Here is a 6,387-nt window from a genome sequence, read left to right on the forward strand (position 1 = left end):
CGCCGCCCACTTCCTCACATCGCCGTGGCCCCCACCCATAACCAGCCCAACGACCAACCTGGCCACCAGTCACACCAAACGCCGTTGCAGTACTAGTACTCCAGCCCGAGACGTGATCTTGTTGGTAGGGCCGGTGGGAAGACGGGTGAGGCCACCGGTGATCATCGTCAGGTGTGGACTGATGACGAAGCGGTGGCCGCGGGCCACAGCGTAGTGCCTGGCTGCTGGCAGGCGATGTTCGAGGGCCTGCTGGGCCGGATAGCGGGCCGCTTCGGGCGGGCCGAGCCCCGGCTGCGAGTACGGCAGTTGGTCCTGGGACTGCTGGCTGACCTGCCGCGCAAGAACTGCTGGACGATTGCCGAGCACGCCGGCGACACCAGCCCGGACGGGCTCCAGCACCTGCTCGGCCGGGCGAAGTGGGACGCCGACCTGGTACGCGACGACCTCCGCGCGTTCGTGCTGGACCATCTGGCCGACGACCAGGCCGTGCTCGTGGTCGATGAGACCGGCGACCTGAAGAAAGGCACCCACACCGTCGGCGTGCAGCGCCAGTACACCGGCACCGCCGGGCGGATCGAGAACGCCCAGGTTGCCGTCCACCCCACCTACACATCCCGGCATGGCCACGCGGGCATCGACCGCGTGTTGTACCTGCCGAAGTCCTGGACATCCGACCCGCAGCGAAGCCGCCGGGCCGGCGTGCCCGAGGACATCGGCTTCGCCACCAAGCCACAACTCCCCGCTCAGATGATCGAACGCGCACTGGACGCCGGAGCACCGGCTGCGTGGGCGGCCGGCGACGAGGTCTACGGCGACAACCCGCACCTGCGCGCCACCCTGGAAGGACGGCATCTCGGCTACGTCCTGGCCATCTCCAGCACCCATCGCCTGCCCACCCCGGCCGGGCCACAACGCTCTGACCACCTCGCCAAGCGCATCCCGCGGCTGGCCTGGCACAAGCTGTCCGCCGGGCAGGGAGCCAAGGGCCACCGCTGGTACGACTGGACACACCTCGCCCTGGCCGCACCCGGCCTGGCGGGACATCAGTACCTGCTGATCCGCCGCAACCGTCGCACCGGAGAGCGTGCCTACTACCGCTGCTACGCACCCCGACCGGTCCCGCTGCCCACCCTTGTCAAGATCGCCGGAACCCGCTGGACCGTGGAGGAAACCTTCCAGAGCTCCAAGACCCTGGCCGGACTGGACGAACACCAAGTCCGCCGCTGGAACTCCTGGCACCGCTGGGTCACCCTGGCCCTACTCGCCCACGCCTTCCTCGCCGTCACCGCCGCACTCGAACGGCAGGGCCAGGCCCTGGCCGACGATGGAACTACACCCGACGGACTGGCCCCGCTCACCTGCAACGAGATCCAGCGCCTGTTCACCGCCCTGTTCCCACACCCTGCCCGCGACCTCGCTCACCGACTGCGCTGGTCCCTCTGGCGTCGACGCCATCAGGCCCGAGCCTGCCACAGCCACTACCGCCGCCAAGCCGTCCTACAGCCATGAAGATCACATCTCCGGCCGGAGTACTAAGATCATCTGACCGTGACCAGCCGTTGCGGGACCACCTTTAGATGATTGGTCGGCGCGCCGCTGTTCATTGCCTGACGTTTCGATGATGGTAGAGAAAGAGATAGCAATTTAATGCATTCGACAGAAAAGCCCGATACGGTCGCGATCGTGACATGGGTTGATAGGAAACGTGATCTCGGCCAGGGCGGTACGAGTGAAAGTGTCCACCTTAAAGCAGGTGAACAACTGGACTTCAGGATAGAGAGTTGTACGGGCAGGTTCGAGCCGGACGGAAAGCCCAGCATCGGAGCATTTGAATTTCACGAAAACTGTCTCCTTGTTTCAAATTTTACTACCAGTGCTACATATGTCATAGAGAATTTGGAGGGTGGAATAGAATTGGTCAAGGCGCGCCCGCGCCAGCTCCAGGTAGCGATACCATTTGAAATGTCGCGTGTTCTGATTCCTTCTGGTGATAACATAATCGAGCTCACTGTTTTCGGCTCTCCTCCGCCCCTCATGGGGGAAGAGCTATCGGTCGGGACACCGGGCCCTGCCATGGTTGACCTTGAGACGGCGAGTAAATACTTTGTGGTTCTGGTCGCACTATGCGAACCGCGCCTAAGGGGATATTCGATGGCGGCCGTGCCGTCCGTGCAGGAAGTTGTCCAAAGGTTGAGGGGGAGTGGTGATTTCAGAGACGCAAATCGAAGTAGCATTAATTATCACATTAACTATCTGGCAGATCAAAAGCTTCCAGTTAGTCGTTGGTCCAGGTATATGAGCGAGGGGCGTATGCATTCCAAGCGTGAAGCCCTCGTGGCCTTTGCGCTCCGATTCGACGTAGTCAGGGAGGAGCATCTCCTTTTACTCCCCAAGAAACCTTGACGATATCTCGCTTCTTGATTTGCGACCCAGTGAGTAGGTGGCTGCTCAATAATCCGTGGCGGCGCAGTAAGCCTGTCTACGCCTGCACCTGCCGACAAGAATCCTCAACAGCTGCAACGCTGCGCAGTCGCTGATCAGCATGGAAGATTCCAGTGGCATGCTGTTCCTTGAGGTTGCGGATGTGTTGCTCGACATCCTCTCCAAAGTGGGTTACCAGGAAGGTTTCCAGCGTTTCCGGGAAACGGACGGTCTTGGGTCGGAACTGGAAGACATGCTGACTATGGGCGGATCGGCGTACACCATCAACCCGGACGGGGACGGATTGTGCCTGCGGGTCGAGGAGGCAGTGCGTCGGACCTTGGACGAGGCGGTCCAAGCTGCTGAGGGTGGGAACGTTCACTGGCCTGCGGATGCGGCAGTTCGACCGGCTGCTGAAGGTCGTGCGTGAACGGGGTGGGGATGGTCCTGGCGGGCGTCGGCCGAGGCGCCTGCCACTGGCGGACCGGGTTCTGCTGGTGGCCGTCTACTACCGGACCACCTCACGATGCGGCAGCTCGCGCCACTGTTCGGCTGCTCGCCGGCCACTGTGTGCAGGGTCATTCACCGGCTGCGGCCACTGCTGGCGATCGAGCCGGCTGCTCGTCCCGCTGATGCTGTCGAACAGCTGTGGATCGTGGATGGAACCTTGATCCCGGTCCGGGACCGGCAGGTCGGCGCGTCCTCACGCAACTACCGCTTCTCCGCTGACGTGCAGGTCATCATCGACGCCGACAGCAAGCTCGTGATCGCTGCGGCCCGCCCTGTGCCCGGCAATACCGCCGATGCCAAAGCGTGGCGGGACTCCGGTCTGGCCGACGTATGCCAGGGCGTGACCGTGCTCGGTGACGGCGCCTACATCAACACCGGCCTCCTCATCCCTCACCGCAAGCGGCCCGGCCGCCCACTCCTGCCGGGCGAGGAATCCGACAACGCGGAACACCGACGCGTACGGGCTCGCGTGGAACACGCCTTCGCCCGCATGAAGCACTACGAGATCCTCCGCGACTGCCGGCAACGCGGAAACGGCCTCCACCACGCAGTCCAAGCCGTCGCCACACTCCATAACCACGCCCTGGCCACATGATCTACAAGGCACAGAACCCGGCTTCATCTGCCCGACGCCAGCCTTCTGCAACACGCTTTAAAGGTTGTTGTAGGACGCCTGAGTTAGGGCATTCCTCTTGTATGGGTGGGGTGTTGCGGGCTGATCCGTTGTGGGTGGAGACGTTCACCGGGTTGCGGATGGGCCGGTTCGAGAAGTTGGTGAAGGCGGTACGGGAGCGGGGAGGTAATGGTCCCGGTGGCGGCCGGCCGTGGTGCCTGCCGCTGGCGGACCGGGTCCTGCTGGTGGCCGTCTACTACCGAACCAACCTCACGATGCGGCAGCTCGCCCCGCTGTTCGGGATCTCCCCGGCCACCGTCTGCCGGGTCATCCAGCGCCTGCGGCCGCTCCTGGCGATCGAGCCGGCGCCGCGGCCCGTCGCGGACGTCGAACGGTTGTGGATCGTGGACGGAACCCTCGTCCCGGTCCGTGACCGTACGGTCGCCGCGTCCTCACGCAACTACCGGTTCTCGGCGAATGTGCAGGTCATCATCGATGCGGACAGCCGCCTGGTGATCGCCACAGCCCGCCCCGTCCCCGACAACAAGGCGGACACCCACGCCTGGCGGGAATCGGACCTGCCCGCCATCGCGGCCGGGGCAACGGTCATCGCAGACGGCGCCTACCTGGGAACCGGCTTGATCGTCCTGCACCGCAAGAGATCTGGACACTCACTCCTGCGCGGCCAGGAGGAGGACAACGCCGAACACCGACGCGTCCGCACCCTCGTCGAGCACGCCTTCGCCCGCATGAAGAACTGGAAAATCCTCCGCGACTGCCGCCAGAAAGGAGACGGCCTCCACCACGCCGTCGCCACCATGCAAAACCTCGCTATGACAGGCTGAACCAGCAGGTTCAATACCACTTTGACCTGCCCACACCCACCCTTCTGCAACAGCCTTTAGCAGCCGGCCCTTGGCGAGGCGTACGGTACGCCGCGCCTCGTGGAGCATATGGGGGGGTAGGGGAGCGAACGGCGGCGCGGCGAGGCCCCGTTGAGCTGCTGCTCGGGATCGGTGCCCTCGTCGAGCACGCGTCCCTCGACCCAGACGCACGCGAAGTGCAGGCCGTGCGTGCGAGCCTGCCGCGCTCGACCATGATGCTTCGGTCCGGGCGTTGCCAGGTGGTGCGGGCCGCAGTCCAGTTGGCATCGTGCAGGGGCAGTGGCCCACGCCGAGCAATCCCTTACGGATGACCGGTATGGGCTACAGCACCGCTGCCCAAGATCATGTGCCCGATCCGTAGCGGTGTCTGGCGTAAACGCTGCGATCCATCGAGGGATCTGCTGGCGGGGTAATCCACACGCGGGGCGAAGGGCGAATGTTGCCGGTGCCCGTTGTGCAGGGATCCGTGTGCGCCCGGTATGACATGATGCCATCGGCGTCGCCGATGCTTGCGCTCGCGCTTCGGCTCTCAGCACCAGCGCCGGGGCGCTTGCTGCATTCCGGGTGGGTCCGCCGCACCAGCGTGGCCCGATAGAGAGAGGACTCGGGGGGGCGAACGAGATTGACCCGTGCGAAGATGCAGCGCAGCAGATGGACGCAGCCAGGAACCGAACTGCTGAAGTGGACGTCTCCCGCACCATGATCGAGCGCCAAGAGCACGCGATGTCCACCAAGCTGGTCTCGCCGTCCGCCGTGAGTGTGGATCCGTCGAAGACCAACGACTACAACAGGTTCGCCGAGGCGTACGCGGCCGCAAACGAATCCAACCTCGTTAATGCCTACTACGAGCGGCCCGCGATGCTTGCACTCGCTGGAGACGTGACGGGCCGGCGGATCCTCGACGCCGGCTGCGGCTCGGGGGCCCTGTTTGCCGCGCTGCGCGACCGTGGCGCCATTGTAAGTGGCTTCGACACGAGCGCCGGGATGCTGGAGCTGGCCCGGCGGCGGCTCGGCGACGGTGCGGACCTGCAGGCTGCGGACCTGGGCAGCCCCTTCCTTACGCTGATGACGCGTTCGACGATGTAGTGGCGTCCCTGGTGCTGCACTACCTGGAGGACTGGGGGCCGACGCTGGCCGAGCTGCGACGCATCTTCAGGCCCGGCGGTCGGCTGATCTCTTCTGTCGACCATCCATTTGCCGTCAACCTCATCCACCGCGAGGCCCGACGCGAGGACGAGTGCAACTACTTCGACACCACCAAGTGGACCATGGGCGGCAGCACCGCTCAGGTGAGCAGATGGCACAGGCCGCTGCACGCGATGGTCGAGGCTTTCATCGGGGCCGGTTTTCGGATTTCGGTTATCAGCGAGCCGGACCCTGATCCCGCCGCCCGCGAGATGTTTCCCGAGGCGATCGAGGCCATGCCGCGCTTCCTGTGCTTCCTGTTCTTCGTCCTGGAGGCTGAGTAGCAAGAACAGCAGACCGCTGGGCAGAGCGGTCGGCTGTTCTCGTCGTCTGCCACTTTCTGGTCGGTGGTCGGGTTACGCAGCGGGCGCAGCCCGGCCGCCGGCGTGCGGGTGAAAGCAGAGCGGCCGAGGAAGTCCAACGCGACTCCCAACGAGAGCTGGGTCCAGTTCCTGACAGGCGGCAGGAAGTGGATGAGCAGCAGCTGCGGCTCGGAGGCGAGGGTGAGGCCCGTCTCCTCCCGCTCTTCCCGGACAGCGCACTCAAAGGGTGCCTCGCCAGGATCCCCATGTTGCCGCCGGGAAACCGGGATGCTGCTGGGATGCGGGGCGTGCGCAGGAGCACCGGACGGTCGGCTTCGTTGGTGACGTGGAGCGCCGCACAGACGGTGGCCTTGGGCTAGATGAATGAGTCCGATGTTTGTGCTGGCCGCGACCATGGCGAAGGGCGCCCGTTGGCTCGTGTGTGACGACAAACCTGGACACCCTTCTGGCG

The 6,387-nt window shown here is 64.7% G+C and carries 4 protein-coding genes and 3 pseudogenes; 6 read left to right on the top strand and 1 reads right to left on the bottom strand.

All coding sequences use genetic code 11. The features are described 5' to 3' along the window. Positions 1–249: 249 nt before the first annotated feature. The 6 genes and pseudogenes from AB0I49_RS38040 to AB0I49_RS38065 all read left to right on the top strand — a co-directional run bounded on the left by AB0I49_RS38040 (position 250) and on the right by AB0I49_RS38065 (position 5,897). The gene (locus AB0I49_RS38040) at positions 250–1,509 is read left to right on the top strand and encodes an IS701 family transposase (RefSeq protein ID WP_363231818.1); all 1,260 of its coding nucleotides are present in this window, start codon (positions 250–252) and stop codon (positions 1,507–1,509) included. A 174-nt stretch (positions 1,510–1,683) separates the two neighbouring features. Continuing rightward, positions 1,684–2,403, top strand: coding sequence for a hypothetical protein (locus AB0I49_RS38045; RefSeq protein WP_363231815.1), 720 nt, complete (start codon positions 1,684–1,686; stop codon positions 2,401–2,403). 139 nt (positions 2,404–2,542) lie between these two features. Continuing rightward, positions 2,543–2,851 (top strand): hypothetical protein, encoded by a 309-nt coding sequence (locus AB0I49_RS38050; protein WP_363231816.1) that lies wholly within the window; start codon positions 2,543–2,545, stop codon positions 2,849–2,851. Then, positions 2,814–3,526 (top strand): annotated as a pseudogene (locus AB0I49_RS38055) (transposase family protein). Before AB0I49_RS38050 ends, AB0I49_RS38055 begins: the two are co-directional and overlap by 38 nt. Before the next feature lie 101 nt (positions 3,527–3,627). Continuing rightward, positions 3,628–4,389 carry a transposase family protein gene (locus AB0I49_RS38060; protein ID WP_363231817.1) on the top strand — a complete coding sequence of 254 codons (762 nt, stop codon included), beginning with the start codon at positions 3,628–3,630 and terminating at the stop codon, positions 4,387–4,389. A gap of 738 nt (positions 4,390–5,127) precedes the next feature. Continuing rightward, a pseudogene (locus tag AB0I49_RS38065) lies at positions 5,128–5,897 on the top strand (class I SAM-dependent methyltransferase). Positions 5,898–6,136: 239 nt separating this feature from the next. On the opposite strand, the pseudogene AB0I49_RS38070 reads toward AB0I49_RS38065, so the two are convergent. Beyond that, a pseudogene (locus AB0I49_RS38070) lies at positions 6,137–6,331 on the bottom strand (hypothetical protein); the annotation flags it as partial. Positions 6,332–6,387: the final 56 nt, after the last annotated feature.

The sequence above is a fragment of the Streptomyces sp. NPDC050617 genome, assembly GCF_040654795.1.
Classification (GTDB): domain Bacteria; phylum Actinomycetota; class Actinomycetes; order Streptomycetales; family Streptomycetaceae; genus Streptomyces.

Bases quoted from the DNA above. Each gene is read 5' to 3' on its own strand.
- AB0I49_RS38050 (WP_363231816.1), top strand. From the start codon at position 2,543: ATGGAAGATTCCAGTGGCATGCTGTTCCTTGAGGTTGCGGATGTGTTG.
- AB0I49_RS38060 (WP_363231817.1), top strand. From the start codon at position 3,628: ATGGGTGGGGTGTTGCGGGCTGATCCGTTGTGGGTGGAGACGTTCACC.